The 15,569-nt window shown below is 71.5% G+C and carries 17 protein-coding genes and 1 tRNA gene; 13 read left to right on the plus strand and 5 right to left on the minus strand.

The window, feature by feature from the left end:
- Positions 1 to 41: 41 nt before the first annotated feature.
- Genes FA743_RS14945 through arsH form a run of 3 tightly spaced genes read left to right on the plus strand, consistent with a single transcriptional unit; the run spans position 42 to position 2,171 of the window.
- On the plus strand, positions 42 to 422 hold the full coding sequence (locus FA743_RS14945) for an ArsR/SmtB family transcription factor (protein ID WP_136886903.1): 381 nt from the start codon (positions 42 to 44) through the stop codon (positions 420 to 422).
- Positions 406 to 1,461: an ACR3 family arsenite efflux transporter gene (gene arsB, locus FA743_RS14950; protein WP_136886904.1), complete on the plus strand. Its 1,056-nt coding sequence runs from the start codon at positions 406 to 408 to the stop codon at positions 1,459 to 1,461. The genes FA743_RS14945 and arsB overlap by 17 nt, the downstream gene beginning before the upstream one ends.
- Positions 1,458 to 2,171, plus strand: coding sequence for an arsenical resistance protein ArsH (gene arsH / locus FA743_RS14955; protein ID WP_136886905.1), 714 nt, complete (start codon positions 1,458 to 1,460; stop codon positions 2,169 to 2,171). Before arsB ends, arsH begins: the two co-directional genes overlap by 4 nt.
- A gap of 58 nt (positions 2,172 to 2,229) precedes the next feature.
- On the opposite strand, the gene FA743_RS14960 is transcribed toward arsH, so the two are convergent.
- The 4 genes from FA743_RS14960 to FA743_RS14975 form a co-directional block, all read right to left on the minus strand.
- Positions 2,230 to 2,305 (minus strand) — tRNA-Thr (locus FA743_RS14960).
- A gap of 93 nt (positions 2,306 to 2,398) precedes the next feature.
- The gene (locus FA743_RS14965; RefSeq protein ID WP_136886906.1) at positions 2,399 to 4,252 is read right to left on the minus strand and encodes a heme biosynthesis protein HemY; all 1,854 of its coding nucleotides are present in this window, start codon (positions 4,250 to 4,252) and stop codon (positions 2,399 to 2,401) included.
- Positions 4,253 to 4,262: 10 nt separating this feature from the next.
- Positions 4,263 to 5,999 carry a COG4223 family protein gene (locus tag FA743_RS14970; protein WP_136886907.1) on the minus strand — a complete coding sequence of 579 codons (1,737 nt, stop codon included), beginning with the start codon at positions 5,997 to 5,999 and terminating at the stop codon, positions 4,263 to 4,265.
- A 135-nt stretch (positions 6,000 to 6,134) separates the two neighbouring features.
- Positions 6,135 to 6,827 carry a uroporphyrinogen-III synthase gene (locus tag FA743_RS14975; protein WP_136886908.1) on the minus strand — a complete coding sequence of 231 codons (693 nt, stop codon included), beginning with the start codon at positions 6,825 to 6,827 and terminating at the stop codon, positions 6,135 to 6,137.
- A gap of 67 nt (positions 6,828 to 6,894) precedes the next feature.
- Between FA743_RS14975 and tsaD the strand changes: the two genes are divergently transcribed.
- From tsaD to truA, 9 genes are all read left to right on the plus strand, one after another.
- The gene (gene tsaD, locus FA743_RS14980; protein ID WP_136886909.1) at positions 6,895 to 7,962 is read left to right on the plus strand and encodes a tRNA (adenosine(37)-N6)-threonylcarbamoyltransferase complex transferase subunit TsaD; all 1,068 of its coding nucleotides are present in this window, start codon (positions 6,895 to 6,897) and stop codon (positions 7,960 to 7,962) included.
- Positions 7,959 to 8,897 (plus strand): NAD(P)H-dependent glycerol-3-phosphate dehydrogenase, encoded by a 939-nt coding sequence (locus FA743_RS14985; protein WP_136886910.1) that lies wholly within the window; start codon positions 7,959 to 7,961, stop codon positions 8,895 to 8,897. Before tsaD ends, FA743_RS14985 begins: the two co-directional genes overlap by 4 nt.
- Entirely contained in the window at positions 8,897 to 9,169 is a 273-nt protein-coding gene (locus tag FA743_RS14990) for a YciI family protein (RefSeq protein ID WP_136886911.1), read from the plus strand. Before FA743_RS14985 ends, FA743_RS14990 begins: the two co-directional genes overlap by 1 nt.
- Positions 9,169 to 9,588, plus strand: coding sequence for an EVE domain-containing protein (locus FA743_RS14995; RefSeq protein WP_136886912.1), 420 nt, complete (start codon positions 9,169 to 9,171; stop codon positions 9,586 to 9,588). Before FA743_RS14990 ends, FA743_RS14995 begins: the two co-directional genes overlap by 1 nt.
- Positions 9,589 to 9,766: 178 nt before the next feature.
- Positions 9,767 to 10,012, plus strand: coding sequence for a DUF4170 domain-containing protein (locus FA743_RS15000; protein ID WP_136886913.1), 246 nt, complete (start codon positions 9,767 to 9,769; stop codon positions 10,010 to 10,012).
- Positions 10,012 to 11,241: a 3-deoxy-D-manno-octulosonic acid transferase gene (locus FA743_RS15005; protein ID WP_136886914.1), complete on the plus strand. Its 1,230-nt coding sequence runs from the start codon at positions 10,012 to 10,014 to the stop codon at positions 11,239 to 11,241. Before FA743_RS15000 ends, FA743_RS15005 begins: the two co-directional genes overlap by 1 nt.
- Positions 11,238 to 12,227, plus strand: coding sequence for a tetraacyldisaccharide 4'-kinase (gene lpxK, locus FA743_RS15010; protein WP_136886915.1), 990 nt, complete (start codon positions 11,238 to 11,240; stop codon positions 12,225 to 12,227). The genes FA743_RS15005 and lpxK overlap by 4 nt, the downstream gene beginning before the upstream one ends.
- Positions 12,228 to 12,372: 145 nt before the next feature.
- Positions 12,373 to 13,371, plus strand: coding sequence for a 5-bromo-4-chloroindolyl phosphate hydrolysis family protein (locus FA743_RS15015; protein WP_246054980.1), 999 nt, complete (start codon positions 12,373 to 12,375; stop codon positions 13,369 to 13,371).
- The gene (truA, locus tag FA743_RS15020; protein ID WP_136886916.1) at positions 13,371 to 14,177 is read left to right on the plus strand and encodes a tRNA pseudouridine(38-40) synthase TruA; all 807 of its coding nucleotides are present in this window, start codon (positions 13,371 to 13,373) and stop codon (positions 14,175 to 14,177) included. The genes FA743_RS15015 and truA overlap by 1 nt, the downstream gene beginning before the upstream one ends.
- Here the strand turns inward: truA and FA743_RS15025 are convergent.
- Complete coding sequence (locus FA743_RS15025; protein ID WP_136886917.1) at positions 14,120 to 14,932, minus strand: sugar transferase; 813 nt, start codon at positions 14,930 to 14,932, stop codon at positions 14,120 to 14,122. The two genes, truA and FA743_RS15025, sit on opposite strands and share 58 nt — an antisense overlap.
- 167 nt (positions 14,933 to 15,099) lie before the next feature.
- On the opposite strand from FA743_RS15025, the gene FA743_RS15030 reads away from it, so the two are divergent.
- Positions 15,100 to 15,555 (plus strand): universal stress protein, encoded by a 456-nt coding sequence (locus FA743_RS15030; RefSeq protein ID WP_136886918.1) that lies wholly within the window; start codon positions 15,100 to 15,102, stop codon positions 15,553 to 15,555.
- Positions 15,556 to 15,569 lie beyond the last annotated feature (14 nt).

A 15,569-nucleotide genomic window follows, 5' to 3' on the forward strand; every position in this document is an offset into this window, starting at 1 on the left:
GGGGCTTGCCGCGGCCATGTCGTTTCGATAGTTCCAGAAGGATGGAAGACAAGGCCGCCCTCGATACCCTCTCTGCCCTTGCGCAGGAGACCCGCCTGTCGGTGTTCCGCCTGCTGGTCGTGGCGGGCCCCGAGGGGATGCGCGCCGGAGAGATCGCCACGGCGCTCGGCGCCCATGCCAATACCATGTCCACCAACCTGTCGATCCTCGCCGCCGCCGGGCTGGTCCGGTCGCAGCGCGAGGGCCGCGCGATCCGCTATGTCGCGCGGATGGAGGGGATGGCCGCGCTTGTGGATTTTCTGCTGAAGGATTGCTGCGGCGGTCATCCCGACCTCTGCGACCCGCTGGCCTTGCGACTGACCCGCCCCGCCTGCCCCCCGCCCCCGACTTCGAAGGCCGATCCCGATGACCGACGCCCCTGATCCCGACCCCGCCGCCCTCGGGCCGTTCGAGCGCTGGCTGACCCTGTGGGTGGCGCTGGCCATGCTGGCGGGGCTGGTCGTCGGCAACCTGGCCCCGGGGCTGGTGGGCGCGGTGGCGGGGGCCGAGGTCGCGTCGATCAACCTGGTCGTGGCGGTGCTGATCTGGGCAATGGTCTATCCGATGATGATCGCCGTCGATCTGGGGGCGGTGGCGGGGGTGTGGAAGCAGCCCCGGGGCCTGCTGATCACGCTGGCGGTCAACTGGCTGGTCAAGCCCTTCACCATGGCCCTGCTGGCGGTGCTGTTCTTCGAGCATGTCTTCGCGGCCTGGATCGACCCCGAGGATGCGCAGCAATACATCGCCGGGCTGATCCTGCTGGGGGCTGCGCCCTGCACGGCGATGGTCTTCGTCTGGTCGCAGCTGACGCGGGGCGATGCGACCTACACGCTGGTGCAGGTGTCGGTGAACGACCTGATCATGGTCGTGGCCTTCACCCCCATTGTTGCGCTGCTGCTGGGGGTCACCGACATCGTGGTGCCGTGGCAGACGCTGATCCTGGCCACGGTGCTTTACGTCGTGCTGCCGCTGGCGGCAGGGCTGCTGACGCGGCGGATGCTGGGATCGCCGGCCGCCATCGACGCCTTCGGGCGGCGGGTCAAGCCCTGGTCGGTGACGGGGCTGATCGCCACCGTGGCGATCCTGTTCGGCCTGCAGGGCGAGGTCATCCTGGACCGGCCCCTGATCATCGCGCTGATCGCCGTGCCGATCATCATCCAGAGCTATGGCATCTTCGCCCTGGCCTATGGCGCGGCCTGGGTGATGAAGGTGCCGCACCGGATCGCCGCCCCCTGCGCGATGATCGGTACCTCGAACTTCTTCGAACTGGCGGTGGCGGTGGCGATCAGCCTGTTCGGCCTGAACTCCGGCGCGGCGCTGGCCACGGTGGTGGGCGTGCTGGTCGAGGTGCCGGTGATGCTGACGCTCGTGGCCTTTGCCAACCGCACCCGCGCCCGCTTTCCCGAAAGGCCCCAGCCATGACCGACCTGCCCAACATCGCCCCCGGGCTCCTGCACCCCATCGAGGCCGCCTCGCTGCGCCCCGCCCTGCCCGCCACCCACAGGCCGCGCATCCTGATCCTCTACGGATCCCTGCGCGCCCGCAGCTTTTCGCGCCTGACCGCCGAGGAGGCGGCGCGCATCCTGCAGGCCCTGGGGGCCGAGACGCGGATCTATGACCCGCGCGAGCTGCCTTTGCCCGATGCGGTCGAGGCCGATCACCCCAAGGTGGCCGAGCTGCGCGACCTGGTCGGCTGGTGCGAGGGGATGGTCTGGTCCAGCCCCGAACGGCATGGCGCGATGACCGGGGTGATGAAGGCGCAGATCGACTGGATCCCGCTATCCCTGGGCGGCGTGCGGCCCACGCAGGGCAAGACGCTGGCGGTCATGCAGGTCTGCGGCGGCAGCCAGAGCTTCAACACCGTGAACCAGCTGCGCATCCTGGGGCGCTGGATGCGGCTGTTGACGATCCCCAACCAGTCCTCGGTCGCGAAGGCCTGGGACGAGTTCGACGACGATGATCGCATGAAGCCCTCGCCCTATTACGACCGGATCGTGGACGTGATGGAGGAGCTGGTGCGCTTCACCGTCCTGACCCGCGACATCCGCAACCAGCTGGTCGACCGCTATTCCGAGCGTGTCGAGGATCACGCCGCCCTGTCGGCCCGGGTGAACCAGACGAAGGCGGTCTGAGGGGACATGCAAAAGGCCGCCCCGGGGGCGGCCTTTTTGGTCGATCCCGGGGGACCTTTGGTGCCGGTGAAGGGACTCGAACCCCCGACCCCATCATTACGAATGATGTGCTCTACCAGCTGAGCTACACCGGCATCAGATGGTGACGGGGCGATAGCATCTTCCCTTGCCCGGGGGAAGAGGGCGCGGGCGATTTTTTCGCCGCGCGCCGAGGGGTCGGTTTCGGGTCAGGGGCGCGTGCGGTCCTTGTCGGGATCGCTGCCATCGCTCGGTTCCACATCGGGCCGGACCATCACCGGCTCGGCCTCGGTGATCGGGCGCGCGGCCTCGTCGAACCGGCCATCGACCTTGCCCTGGGGCCGCGCGCTGGCCTCGAGCTGGCGCGGCGTGATGACCAGCGGCTCGGACGGCGTGGGCGGTGCGGGCTCGGGCGTGGTGACGGTCGCCGAGGGGTCGTCCATGCGGCGATAGTCGCTTTCACGCGGCACGATTCCCGGCGGGACGGCGGGCAGGTCCAGATCTCGCGCCGAGCGCGCCGGGGCAGCCGGGGCGCCGGTCGACAGCGGGGCCGTCTTCGCACCGGGCGTGGCGGGGCCCGACGGTTCCGGTTCGGCGGGCCCGGGGGGATGCGGGACGACCGGATCGGTCAGGTCGGGCACCTCCTCGGTGCGGTCCGCCTTTGGCTCGGCAGGGGCAGGCTTCGGGGCGCCGACCAGCAGCGGCAGCATCTCGGCGCCGGTGGCCGAGGGGGTGGTGCGGACATTGTCCGGCTCGCGCCAGGTCAGGGTGTCGAAGCCGCCGCAGCTGTCGCAGACCGGCGCCCATTCGTGCATCACATTGTGGCACTTGTCGCAGACCCATTGCGGCCCGCGCGAGGCGGTCAGCGCGCGGGTCAGCCAGCCGCGCACGACGCTGTCATCGGCGCCCTCGCCGCGTTCGATGGCGGCCATGATCGACAGGGTGCGCACGGTGGGTTGCGTCTCGGCCAGATCACCCAAGGCGCGCCGGGCGCCGGGGAAATCCTCGACCGACAGCAGCAGCTCGGCCTTCAGCAGGCGCGTCTCCAGATGGTCGGGATTCTTGCGGATCAGGTTGTCGAAGCGCTTGAGACGGGTGTCGGGCTTTTCATCCGGCACGATCTCGGCATAGGCGGCGGCGACATCGGGATGCGGGCGCACCGACCAGGTCTTTTCCAGGATGCGCGAGGCGTTGCGGTAATCCTTCTGCGCGGCATAGCTGCGCGCGGCCAGCACGGCGGCGGGGATCAGGTCGGGCGAGGCCTTGGCGGCCGAGATCGCCGCCTCGCGGGCGCTGATCGAATTGCCCTGCGCCAGCACGTCGCTGGCCTCCTGCAGGGCCAGGACGGCATCGCGGCGCAGCGCCACGTCCTTGGGCAGATCGCCCTGGGCGCGCTTGTCCTTGAGCGTCTGGCGGGCGCCCTTCCAGTCATGTTCCCTGGTCTGCAGCTCCAGAAGCGTGTCCTGGACCTCCTTGTGGCGCGGCTTGAGCGCATAGGCCTTCTGCGCCAGCAGCAGAGCCTTGTGCGTCTCGCCCTCGGCCAGCTTCTGGCGCATGAGGCCGCGGATGCCGACAAAGCGGGTGCGGTCGTCTGACAGCAGGTCGCGATAGATCTCGATCGCGCGGGTCCGGTCGCCTGCCGTCTCGGCGGCCTGCGCCGCCAGCAGGTTGGTCAGATGCGGCTGGTTGAGATATTTCGCGGCCTTGGTGGCCTTGTCCTGGGCCAGCTTGCCCTCGCCCGAGGCGACGGCCAGCATGCCCTCGCCGAAGGCCGCATAGCCGCGCTTCTCGCGCGAGCGGGCGAAATGGCGGTTGATCGCGGTCTCGTCGCCCACCAGGAAGCGCAGGACCGCCAGCAGCAGGCCCAAGAGCTTGAAGATCAGCCAGGCCACGACCATCAGCACCAGCAGCGCGACCAGCGCCTTGACCGGGGTCAGCGCGATCTCGGTCCCGCCATATTCCAGGCGCAGCATCTGGCCGGTCTCGGACAGCTGCACCGCACCCAGGGCCAGGGCCAGGACGATCGCGAAGAACAGAAGGATTTTCAGCAGGGATAGCAGCATCTGGCGGCCCTCAATTCGTGCCCGAGGACAGGTCGGTCAAAGCCGCCCGTGCCTGGGAATAAGCGGTTGCGCGGGACAGCCAGTCGGCCATGGCGGGGGCGGCAAGGGCAGGCTCGGACAGGGTCTGCACCTCGGCCAGGGCGGCATCGATCTGGCCCGCCTGCACCTCGGCATCGGCCCGCGACAGGACGGCATCGGGGTCGTCGCCCTCGCGCGGCTCGACCGAGCGGGCGCCGGTCTGGGCGCGCAGGAAGTTGGTCAGCACGTTGCCCTGACCGCTGGCGCTGGTCTCGCGCAGGCTGGCGCGCAGGGCGGCACGGGCGGCTTCGGGAAAGTCCGTCTGCAACTCGGTCAGGCTGGGCACCTGCGCCTGCAGGGCCTCGGGCGTGTCGATCCCGGCGCCCTCCAGGGCGGCGCGGGCCTCTTCGGGGGTCACCCCCTCGTCCAGCGCGGTCTGCAGCGCGGCGATGGCGGCGACGGCCTCGGCGCGGCGGGTGCCTTCGGCGGCGGCGTCCTGAAGCTGCTGCGCCTCGGTCCGGGCGGCGTCCAAGCTGGCCTGCGCCTCGGCGGCGGCGGTCTGGATGCGCTCCTGCGTCTGCTGGACCTCATCGGCGTCGAATTCGGGGCGGGCGGCCAGCTCGTCCAAGCGGGCCTGTTGTTCTTCGAGGCGGGCCTGCTGGTCCTCCAGCCGTTGCTGCAGATCGGCCAGAAGCGCCGGGTCGATGGCGGGGGCGGCATCCTCCTGAGGCTGGGCCTCTTCGGCGGGGGCGTCCGGGGTGCCGTCCTGCGGTTGAGCATCCTCGGACGGCGCGGCGTCGGTCGGCGCGGCATCCTCGGCAGGGGCGGGCTGTGCCGGTTCATCCTGAGCCGCTTCGCCCTGCGCCGGTTCCTCTTCGGCGGGGGCCGCCTCGGGGGCTGCCTCCTGCGCGGGGGCTTCCGAGAGGGCGGCGGTCTGCTGCTCCAGCGCCTCGATGCGCGGCGTCAGATCCTCGGGCAGCGCATCCAGCGCGGCCATGCGCCCGGCCTCTTCGGCGGCGGCGATCAGCTCCTCGCGGTCGGGGGCCTCTTCGGTAACGGCCGCCGTGTCCTGCGGCACCCAGCCTTCGGGCAGGTTCGGCAGGGCATAGATCGTGGCCGCAGCCCCCAGACCTGCCGCAACGGCGCCGCCCAGAGCCAGGGGCCAGAAGCCGCCTTTCCGGACAGGGGCCGGGGCCGGACGCGATCCGCCGGTGCCGCCTGACCCGCCCGTGCCACCACTCCCCGACTTGGACGGAGGTGCGGACGACGGGAAGGCAGAGGACGAGCTTGCAGCGGCAGGCGTCGCGGATGCCGGGATTCCGGACCCGGCAGCGGCGGGCTTGGCCGGGCTGTCGGATCCCTTGGCCGGGGTTTTCGACCCCGAGGACGTCGAATCGGGGGATTTCGAGCTGGCGGATTTCGGGGCGGCGGATTTCGGGCTGGCCGCCGGGGCGCCGCCGCTGCCCTGCCCGACCAGGGTCGAGTCGGCAGGCGTGACGGTGCCCGGCTGACCGGCCTGCGCTGGACGGCCCGCGTCCACGGGAGTCGAGGCAATGACCCCGGCATCGGCCGGGATCTTGCGGATCTCGGGCTGGGGCATGTCGGGCTTGGCCGACGCCGGGCCGGTCCCGGTGACGGGTCCGCTCACCTCGGGTCCGGTCGCGTCGGAGGCGGCGGTGTCGGTCTTGCGGCCATCCGGGCCGCCGGTCTTGCTTTTCGGTGTTTTCACGTCCCTGTCCCCGTCTCGGTGCCTGCTCTGGTGTCCCTGGTCCCGGACGGTCGCGCGCGCGTCGTCCCGGTGGCCGCCCGCAGGCGCATCTTCCCCAGCCTACTCAGGCCGGGCGCGACGCTCAACCCGTCGTCGTCAGCTTTGTTCCGCAAGCATGATCTGCGTGATCGCCGCCTCCATCGCCGCCGTCGTGGGCTGCGCGGCCAGCAGGCAGCGGGCGGGCGCGGGACCGGCCCAGGCGGCGGCGGCGGCGGGGCTGATCGCCACCAGCCAGAGGGGGGCCGGCGCGGACGGGGGGTGCGGCGCCTGGTCCGCCCCGACCGCCTGCCCCAGAAGCCGGGCCGAGCGGGGCGAGAAGACCGGGACGATCACCGGCGCCCCGCCCGCCAGCAGGTCGCGCGCCTGCCGGGTCAGCGGCAGCGGCTGCTGGTCATAGACGACGATCCCCGGCACCGGCAGCGGATGGGCCAGGTGGCGGCCATGGGGATGGATCAGCGGCACCGGGCTGGCGGCGATCAGCGGCCCCAGCCCTGCCGCGTTTCCCGGGCCCTCGGTCACCGCGAATCCCGCCGCCCGCGCCGCATGGGCCGTCCGCCCGCCCACGCAGAGCGCCGGGCGCCCCCGCCCCGGCCCCGCCGCGCCCACCGCATGGGCCGAGGTGAAGACCAGCCCCGGCGCCTCGTGCAGGGGCGCGGGGTCGTGATCCACCGCCACGATGCGCAGGATCGGAGAGATGACCGCGGGCCATCCGTCCATCCGCGCCGCGAAACGCTGCGAATCGGGCAGGGGCCGGGTCAGCAGCAAGGGCGGGCGGGGATCGGGTGGCATTGGCATCCTCGGCGGCGGGTGCTAGGCCCCTCAGGGGTAAGCGTCCCCCTCTATCCGGGCAAGAGCGATGACCGACATGATTTTCTTGGGGATCGAAAGCAGCTGCGACGATACGGCGGCGGCGGTGGTCACCGGCAACCGGCGCATCCTGTCCAGCGTGGTCAGCAGCCAGACCGCGCTGCATGCCGATTTCGGCGGCGTCGTTCCCGAGATCGCCGCCCGCGCCCATGCCGAGCGGCTGGATCTGGCCGTCGAGCAGGCGCTGGCCGAGGCCGGGCTGGGGCTGGGTGCGCTAAGCGGCATCGCGGTGACGGCAGGCCCGGGGCTGATCGGCGGGGTCATGGCGGGGGTGATGTGCGCCAAGGGGATCGCGGCGGGCACCGGGTTGCCGCTGGTCGGCGTGAACCATCTGGCGGGCCACGCCCTGACCCCGCGCCTGACCGACGGGGTCGACTTTCCCTATCTGATGCTGCTGGTCTCGGGCGGGCATTGCCAGTTCCTGCGGGTGGACGGGCCCGACGCCTTCACCCGGCTTGGCGGCACCATCGACGATGCGCCCGGCGAGGCCTTCGACAAGCTGGCCAAGCTGCTGGCCCTGCCCCAGCCCGGCGGCCCCCATGTCGAGGCCGAGGCGGCGCAGGGCGATCCGAAGCGATTTCCCCTGCCCCGCCCGCTTCTGGACCGCCCCGGCTGCGACATGTCCTTCTCGGGCCTCAAGACCGCCGCCCTGCGCCAGCGCGATGCCTTGATCGCCGAACACGGCGGGCTGCAGGCGCAGGACCGCCGCGATCTCTGCGCCGCCTTCCAGAGTGCCGTGGCCGAGGTCCTGGCCGAGAAATCGCGCCGCGCCTTGGCGGCCAGCCCGGTGCCCCTGCTGGCCGTGGCGGGGGGCGTGGCCGCGAACGGCCTGATCCGCGCCGCGCTGGAACAAGTGGCGGCCGAGGCCGGCGCCCGCTTCCTGGCGCCGCCGCTGCGGCTCTGTACCGACAATGGCGCGATGATTGCCTGGGCGGGGATCGAGCGGTTCCGCCTGGGCCATCGCGACGGGATGGAGCTGGCCGCACGGCCCCGCTGGCCGCTGGACGGCCATGCGGCGCCGATGCTGGGACATGGCAAGCGGGGGGCCAAGGCATGATCGGAATTCTGGGCGCGGGCGCCTTCGGCACGGCCCTGGCGGTGGCACTGACCGCCAACGGGCCGGTGACCCTCTGGGGCCGCCGCATCGACTGGACGGACGAGAACCCCCGCCTGCCCGGCGTGACCCTGCCCGAGGGGCTGACCGTCACGCAGGATCTGGACCGCGCGCTGCAGGCCGACACGATCCTGCTGGCGCTCCCCGCGCAGGTGCTGGGCGCCTTTCTGGATGACCATGCCGGGCGGCTGGACGGCAAGTGCCTGGTCAGCACCGCCAAGGGGATCGACCTGCGCCACCTGACCGGCCCCTCGGCCCTGATCGCCCAAGGCTGCCCCAGGGCCACGGTGGCGGTGCTGACCGGCCCCTCCTTCGCCGCCGACATCGCGCGGGGCCTGCCCACCGCGCTGACGCTGGCCTGCGCCGATCCTGATGCCGCCGAGGCGCTGCAGCAGCGGCTGTCCACGCCGGTGCTGCGACTCTACCGGACCACGGATGTCATCGGCGCCGAACTGGGCGGCGCGCTGAAGAACGTCATCGCCATCGCGGCGGGCACGGTGATCGGCGCGGGCCTGGGCGACAGCGCCCGCGCCGCCCTGATCACCCGCGGCTTTGCCGAGATGACGCGGCTGGCCGGCCATCTGGGCGCCCGCCCCGAGACGCTGACCGGCCTCTCGGGCCTGGGCGATCTGACGCTGACCTGCACCTCGGGCCAGTCGCGCAACTTCCGCTATGGCTGCGCGCTTGGATCGGGCAAGGATTTCGACAGCGCCACCACGGTCGAGGGCGCGGCCACCGCCCGGGCGCTGGACCGCATGGCGCAGCGCGACGGGCTGGACCTGCCCATCGCCGCGATGGTCGCGCGCCTTGCCGAGGGCGGGCTTTCGGTGGAAAAGGCCATGGACCGACTGCTCAGCCGACCCCTGAAGGAGGAATGATGCCGCTTTTCGCCGTGATCTGCCGGGACAAGCCCGGCGCGCTGCAGACCCGCCTGGACACCCGCGACGCCCATCTGGCCCATATCCGCGACAGCGGCATCGTGGCCATGGCCGGCCCGCTGATCGAGGAGGGCGAGATGGCCGGTTCGCTGGTGATCCTCGACGCACCCGATCTGGCCGCAGCCCAGGCCTGGGCCACAGCCGACCCCTACAAGGCCGCGGGCCTCTTCGCGACCACCCAGATCACCGAATGGAAGAAGGTGATCGGCTGATGGCCCTCTGGCTCTTCAAATCCGAACCCGATGTCTTCGGATGGGACGATCTGGTCGCCAAGGGCGCGGCCGGCGAGGAATGGGACGGCGTGCGCAGCTATCAGGCCCGCAACAACATGCGCGCCATGCAGATCGGCGACCGGGGCCTCTTCTACCACTCCAACATCGGCAAGGAGGCCATGGGCATCGTCGAGGTGATCGCGCTGGCCCATCCCGACAGCACCACGGACGATCCGAAATGGGAGTGCGTCGACATCCGCGCGGTCCGCAAGCTGCCCCGCCCCATCTCGCTCGACGAGGCCAAGGCCGAGCCCCGGCTCAAGGACATGGTGCTGGTCACCAACAGCCGCCTCTCGGTCCAGCCGGTCACCGAGGCCGAATGGTCCGTCATCATGTCGCTCTCCGGCGCCGGGGACTGACGCCCCCTTTCATCTTGGCAAAAATATCCACGGGGGTCCGGGGGCAGTCGGCCCCCGGTCCTTGCCCCCCTCCCTGCCCGGATCGCCGGCAGGGGCGCGGCCCCGCCCCCGAATCCGCTTCACGCCCGCCCCCCGCCGCGCTAGGTTTCCGCGCGTCCCGCACCCCTCAGGAGGTCCCATGAGCCAACGCCTGCATCTCGTCTTCGGCGGCGAACTCGTCGATCCGCAAAGCACCAAGTTCCGCGACACCAAGAACATCCACATGGTCGGCATCTTCCCCGATTACGACAGCGCCTATGCCGCCTGGAAGACCGAGGCGCAGCGCACCGTCGACAGCGCCCAGACCCGCTATTTCATCGCGCATCTGCACCGCCTGCGCGACGAGGAGCGCGAGGTCAGCCCGACCGAGGAACTGGGCGGCTGATGAGCGGCCCGGGGCTGGGGCAACTGGGGCTGGGGCAGCTGGGGCTGTGGCTGCATCTGCGCAACCGCCGCGGCCAGACCCCGGGCCTTCCGCCCCTGCCGCCGGGCAATGGCCCGGTGCTGATCCTCCATGTCGCCGCCGATGCGCTGGCCGCCGCGCCGCAGATCCTGCACCGTCTGACCCGGGCGCGGCCGCTGCTGCGCCTGGTGCGCCTCGGCGCCGAGGAGGCCGGGGGCGACGATCCCGCCGACGATCCGGTCCTGGTGGCCCAGCTTCTGGACCAGGCAAAACCCGGGGCGGTGCTGCTTCTGGGCGCGACCCTGCCCGCCGCGCTGATCGCCGCCGCCACAGCCCGGCGCATCCCCGTCCTTCTGGCCGAGTTCCGCATGAGCGCGCGCGATCTGGCTTGGGGCCTACAGGGGGGCATGCGCCGCCAGCTTCTGACGCAGTTGGCCTCCGTCATGGTGACCGACGCGGACAGCCTTGCGCAGGCCCGCCGCATCTCGCTGCCCGCCGCGCGGATGGCGATGACCGGCCCCGTCTCGGAGATCCGCGAGCCGCTGCACTGTTCGGAAACCGAGCGCGTCTCGATGGCCCAGCAGATGAACGGCCGCCATGCCTGGTTCGCCGCCAGCCTGCCCGCCCCCGAAGAGGCCGTGGTGCTGGACGCCCATCAAGCCGCGCTGCGCCGGTCGCATCGCGCGCTGCTGATCCTGGCGCCCCGCGATCCGGCCCGCATCGACGGGCTTGCCCGCGACATCGAGGCAGGCGGGCTCAGCGTCGCGCGCCGCAGCGAGGACGAGGATTTCGGCGACGAGATCCAGGTCCTCTTGACCGACGGCCCGACCGAGATGGGGCTGTGGTACCGCCTGGCCCCGGTCAGCTTCATGGGCGGCACGCTTTGCGGCGACGAGGCCGCGATGCGCCATCCGTTCGAGCCGGCGGCCTTAGGCTCGGCCATCGTCCATGGCCCCGAGGCGGGGGCCTTCCGCACCGAATGGCAGCAGCTGGACGGTGCCCAGGCCGCCCGGCAGGTGCGCGGCCCCGAGGACCTGTGCCAAGCCATCGCCGATCTGACCCAGCCCGTTCCCATCGCCACGCTGGCCAGCAATGCCTGGACGGTCAGCACCGGCGGGGCGGATGTGGCGATCCGCATCGCCGAGAGGGTCCTGGCCGCGATCGACGCGCCCCGCCCCGCAGGTCCGGCCCGCGAAAGCCTGCCCGCATGACCCGCGCCCCCGGCTTCTGGTTCCTGCGCCCGCCCAGCCTGCGGGCGCGCCTGCTGGCGCCTCTGGGCGCCGTCTATGCCCGCGCCACCGCCCGCCGCCTGGCGCAAGGCGCTTGGGCGCGGGTCGGCGTGCCGGTGATCTGCGTGGGCAACCTGAATGCGGGCGGCACCGGCAAGACGCCGACGGTCATCCACCTGCAGATGGCGCTGGCCGCGCGCGGGGTGGCGGTGCATGTCGTCTCGCGCGGCTATGGCGGTTCGGCCAAGGGGCCGCTGCGGGTCGAGGAACGCACCCATGACGCTGCCCTGACCGGGGACGAACCCTTGCTGATGGCGGCCTTCGGCCCGGTCTGGGTCTCGGACGACCGGCTGGCCGGCGCCCGGGCGGCGGTTGCCGAAGGCGCGCAGGCGATCCTTCTGGATGACGGGTTCCAGGATCCGGCGCTGACCCATGATCTGTCGCTGGTCGTGGTCGATGCCGCCAAGGGCTTCGGCAACGGGCTGTGCCTGCCCGCGGGCCCCCTGCGCGAACCGGTGGTCCCGGGGCTGGCGCGCGCCGACCTGCTGCTGTCCATCGGCCCGCCCACGGCACAGGCGGGCTTCGCCCCGCCCCCGGGCGCGACGCCGCATCTGCGCGGCCATCTGGCGCCCCTGCAGATGGGCTTCGATTGGCGCGGCCACCGGGTGCTGGCCTTCGCGGGCATCGGCCATCCCGAGAAGTTCTTCGCCACGCTCCAGTCCCTGGGCGCCGAGATCGTGCGTGCCGAGGGGCTGGAGGATCACCAGCCCTTCACCCCCGCCCTGCTGACCCGGCTGGAGACCGAGGCCCGCCGTGCGCGCGCCCAGCTGGTCACCACCGAAAAGGACGCCGCCCGCCTGCCCCGCGCCTTCCGGTCCAAGGTCATGGCCCTGCCCGTGCGGCTGGCTCTGGACGATGACGGGCCGCTGGCGGCGGCGCTGGACCGGCTCTTTCCGCCGCCCGTTTGAAATCGCCGCCGGGATGCCGATATAAGGGCCTGCACGCCCCGCGAAAGGATGCCCATGTCACGCAATGCCGGAAGTCGGCTGAGCTTTTACCTGCTGCTGCTGCTGACGCTCTATGCCTCGATGGCGGGCGCGGGCTGAGGGCATCATGGCAAAGCGCATCACGGGGCGGTTCTCGCCCGAGAACCTGCTGAAGAACAACCTGCCGGGGTCACCGCCCCGCCCGGCCCTGCCGCCGACGCCGCGCCATCCCCATGAGGGGCGGCCGAAATGGATCACGCTGGCGGCCTCGCCCTTCCTGCTGGGGGCGTTCTTCCAGGGGGCCACCGGCATGGTCACCGATCTGGCGGCCTTCGGGCTGGTGGCCAGCGGCATGTACATGACCCGCGAGGGGCTGGTGGCGCAGGCGGCCTATCAGGCCCGCCGCGTGGCCAAGCGCCCGGCCATCCCCAGGAAGCTGTTCGGCGGGGTCACGGCCGCCCTGGGCATTGGCTTGGGCGCCGCCGAGCCGGGGGTCTGGGCCGAAGCCGGGCTGATCGGCGCGGCGGGGCTGGCGCTGCACCAGCTGTCCTTCGGGCTGGACCCCTGGCGCGACAAGGGCCGCGAGAACGTCGACAGCTTCCAGCAGGGCCGCGCCGAGACGATGATCGACGAGGCCGAGGGCCATCTGGAGCAGATGCGCGAGGCCATCGCGCGCAGCGGCGACCGGCGGCTGGAGGCGCGGGTGGCCGAGTTCGACGCCAGCGTGCGGCATCTCTTTGACCGGGTGCGCGAGAATCCCGGCGGGTTGGCCTCGGCCCGGCGCTATCTGGGGGTCTATCTGTCGGGCGCCCGCGATGCGACGATCCGCTTTGCCGACCTGTATGCGCAGACCCAGGACCGGCAGACCCGCGCCGCCTACGAGACCTTTCTGGACGATCTGGAAAAGGATTTCATCGCGGTCGCGGACCGGCTGCTGGATGGCGACCGCGATGCGCTGGACATCGAGATGTCGGTCTTGCGCGACCGTCTGGCCCGCGAGGGGCTGACGGGCGCCGCGACCCGCGTCGCCCCCGAGGATCGCCCCGCCTTGCAGAGCCAAGAGGCGCAGACGCTGGACGAGCTATTGCGCATGCCCATCCCCGCGCCGAAGGTTCCGCGCGACTGATGCCGCGCTTTGCCCTGCAGGTCGAATATGACGGCGCCCCCTTCGCCGGGTGGCAGGCGCAGGCCGACCAGCCCTCGGTGCAGGGCGCGCTGGAGGCGGCGCTGGCGCGGCTGGACCCGAACTTTGCCGGGCGCCGCATCGCCGCCGCCGGGCGCACCGATGCGGGCGTGCATGCGACGGGACAGGTGGCCCATGCCGATCTGGACCGGGACTGGGATCCGTTCCGCCTGTCCGAGGCGCTGAACTGGCACCTGAAGCCCGCCCCCGTGGCGATCCTGCAGGCGGCGCGGGTGGACGATGACTTTCACGCCCGGTTTTCGGCGCAGGAGCGGCGCTATCTGTTCCGGCTGGTGGCGCGGCGGGCGCCGGTGACGCATCTGAAGGGCCGGGTCTGGCAGGTGCTGAACCCGCTGGACGTGGACGCGATGCGCGCGGGCGCGGCGCATCTGATCGGGCGGCACGATTTCACCACCTTCCGGTCCTCGCTGTGCCAAGCGGCGAGCCCGGTCAAGTCGCTGGACGAGATCCGGATCGAGACGGCCGAGGTCCCGCAGGGGGTGGAATACCGCTTCTCGCTGCGGGCGCGGTCCTTCCTGCACAATCAGGTGCGCTCGATCGTGGGCACATTGGAGCGGGTGGGCGCGGGGTCATGGCCGCCCGCGCGGGTGGCCGAGGCCTTGGCGGCGCGCGACCGCGCGGCCTGCGGTCCGGTCTGCCCGCCGCAGGGGCTGTACCTGACCGGGGTGGGTTACCCGCGCGATCCGTTCGACTTGCGGGCGCGCGGCGAGGGGCCGACGGGCAGATAGGTCTGCGCGCCCCGGCGGCGGCGCGGGCGTTCGTCCTTGCGCGAGATCACGATCTTGAGCGTGCTCCACAGGATCCACAGGTCCAGCCGCATGCTGCGATGGCGCTGATAGATCAGGTCGATCTTGAGCTTGGCGGGCAGGCAGCGGCGGTAATAGGCGGCCTCGGTCGCGGCGGCGGACTTGCAGCGCGCCAGGATCCGGTCCTCGTGGCGGTGATAGATCAGCGTGGCGAGGCCGGTGACGCCGGGGCGCGAATGCAGCACCTGCGCATAGACGGCGGGGAAACGCTCGACATATTCGCGCAGCGGCGGGCGGGGGCCGACAAAGCTCATGTCGCCGAAGAGGATGTTGAACAACTGCGGCAGCTCGTCGATGCGCGAGCGGCGCAGGAAGCGGCCCATCGGCGTGATACGCCAGTGCTTGTGCGCGCCGGTGGCGCCGAAATCGTCCTCCTCGCACAGCATGGTGCGGAACTTCCACTGGGTGAAGGGCTGGTTCGGCGCGCGCATCCGGTGGGCGGCATAGAGGATCGGGCGGCCCTGCAGGATCAGCAGCAGCCCCGCCACGCTCAGCATCACCAGCGACAGGGGCATCAGCAGCAGCAGCGCGAGGGCGATGTCGAAAGCGCGCTTGGAGCGGGGCATCGGATTGATGCCGGGCGCCTTCGCCTCGCCGATGAACCACGCCATCTTGGGTGAGGTCAGCGCCCGCAGCTGCGTCGCGTCCGTATTGTCCCAATCATGGTGGATCGTCACGACTTCTGCCCGCCTTGCTGCTTGGAGTGGCCCTTGGGGCCTTCCCGGCGCTAGCACAGCTTGGCTGGATTGGAAACCGCCCCGGCGGAAAGGCGCGCACTCCCTTGCGCGGGCATGGCACATCGGCCACTGTCCCAAGGTACAGACAAGGGACGGCGCCGAGAGCAATGCGGAAATTTCTGGTCCTTCTGGACGACAGCCGGGAATGCCTGAACGCGATGCGCTTCGCCGCGATGCGGGCAGCGAAATCCGAGGGCGCGGTGGTGATCCTGTCGGTCATCCCGACCGAGGAGATCCAGCATGGCTTCGGTGTGGCCGACGTGATGCGGGCCGAGGCGCGCGAGCGGATCGAGGCGCATTTCGAGGTCTTCGCCAAGTGGATGCGCTCGCGCCCCAAGATCGAGCCCGAGCTGATCATCCGCGAGGGAGACACCGCCGAGGCGCTGCTGGCGCAGATCACCGAGGATGGCGAGATCGGCGTCGTGGTGCTGGGGCTGTCTGCCGATAAAAGCAGCACCAATCCGGTGCTGACCCGGCTGATGCGCGATCCCGCAAGCCTGCCCTGCGCGATCACCCTGGTCCCGGGCGACCTGTCCAAGGACCGGCTGGAAGCGATCACCTGAGGGGCGGCGCGGCT

The sequence above is a fragment of the Paracoccus gahaiensis genome, assembly GCF_005048225.1.
Classification (GTDB): domain Bacteria; phylum Pseudomonadota; class Alphaproteobacteria; order Rhodobacterales; family Rhodobacteraceae; genus Paracoccus; species Paracoccus gahaiensis.

Excerpts from the sequence above, each read along its gene's own strand:
- FA743_RS15030 (WP_136886918.1), top strand. The coding sequence starts at position 15,100 with ATGCGGAAATTTCTGGTCCTTCTGGACGACAGCCGGGAATGCCTGAAC.
- FA743_RS15005 (WP_136886914.1), top strand. The coding sequence starts at position 10,012 with ATGAGCGGCCCGGGGCTGGGGCAACTGGGGCTGGGGCAGCTGGGGCTG.
- FA743_RS14965 (WP_136886906.1), bottom strand. The coding sequence starts at position 4,252 with ATGCTGCTATCCCTGCTGAAAATCCTTCTGTTCTTCGCGATCGTCCTG.
- arsH (WP_136886905.1), top strand. The coding sequence starts at position 1,458 with ATGACCGACCTGCCCAACATCGCCCCCGGGCTCCTGCACCCCATCGAG.
- tsaD (WP_136886909.1), top strand. The coding sequence starts at position 6,895 with ATGACCGACATGATTTTCTTGGGGATCGAAAGCAGCTGCGACGATACG.
- lpxK (WP_136886915.1), top strand. The coding sequence starts at position 11,238 with ATGACCCGCGCCCCCGGCTTCTGGTTCCTGCGCCCGCCCAGCCTGCGG.
- FA743_RS14985 (WP_136886910.1), top strand. The coding sequence starts at position 7,959 with ATGATCGGAATTCTGGGCGCGGGCGCCTTCGGCACGGCCCTGGCGGTG.
- truA (WP_136886916.1), top strand. The coding sequence starts at position 13,371 with ATGCCGCGCTTTGCCCTGCAGGTCGAATATGACGGCGCCCCCTTCGCC.
- FA743_RS15015 (WP_246054980.1), top strand. The coding sequence starts at position 12,373 with ATGGCAAAGCGCATCACGGGGCGGTTCTCGCCCGAGAACCTGCTGAAG.
- FA743_RS14975 (WP_136886908.1), bottom strand. The coding sequence starts at position 6,827 with ATGCCACCCGATCCCCGCCCGCCCTTGCTGCTGACCCGGCCCCTGCCC.
- FA743_RS14995 (WP_136886912.1), top strand. The coding sequence starts at position 9,169 with ATGGCCCTCTGGCTCTTCAAATCCGAACCCGATGTCTTCGGATGGGAC.
- FA743_RS15000 (WP_136886913.1), top strand. The coding sequence starts at position 9,767 with ATGAGCCAACGCCTGCATCTCGTCTTCGGCGGCGAACTCGTCGATCCG.
- FA743_RS14945 (WP_136886903.1), top strand. The coding sequence starts at position 42 with ATGGAAGACAAGGCCGCCCTCGATACCCTCTCTGCCCTTGCGCAGGAG.
- FA743_RS14990 (WP_136886911.1), top strand. The coding sequence starts at position 8,897 with ATGCCGCTTTTCGCCGTGATCTGCCGGGACAAGCCCGGCGCGCTGCAG.
- arsB (WP_136886904.1), top strand. The coding sequence starts at position 406 with ATGACCGACGCCCCTGATCCCGACCCCGCCGCCCTCGGGCCGTTCGAG.